The organism is Pseudomonas sp. FG98 (genome assembly GCF_057808595.1).
This window is the reverse complement of the sequence record NZ_JBMDIJ010000202.1, coordinates 1-335: the sequence shown is the minus strand read 5'-3', so window position 1 is coordinate 335 and position 335 is coordinate 1. Positions and strand designations below refer to the sequence as shown.

Annotated in this window: 1 protein-coding gene; it reads right to left on the bottom strand. The window is 60.0% G+C overall.

Annotated elements, in window-relative coordinates:
* Window positions 1-335: Ig-like domain-containing protein (locus ACODSK_RS32720; RefSeq protein ID WP_489022309.1), on the bottom strand; the 335-nt coding region annotated here is incomplete at both ends.

Genomic DNA, 335 nt, shown 5'->3' with positions numbered 1-335 from the left:
TCGGTCCCCGTCCCACCACCGTGCAGGTTGAAGAAGTCCGGATCCGAAGGATTCAAGGTATAGGTGTAGAAGCCATCTGCGGCCAGAACCAAGGTGCCGTAAGTCCCGGTGAAAGTGCCGGCAGTAATCGGCCCGGTGACACGGTCGGCGCCCTGGACATCGTTGGTCAGCACATTACCGGTCAATACCGTAGCCGCTTCGGTTGCCACCGACGCATTCGTATCGGCTACGGCAGTAGGCACGTCATCGACGATGTTGACGTCGAGGCTGCCACTACTGGTGCTGCCGTCGGTGTCCGTCGCCGTGACCGTGAAGCTCTCGGTCAGGTTGTTGAT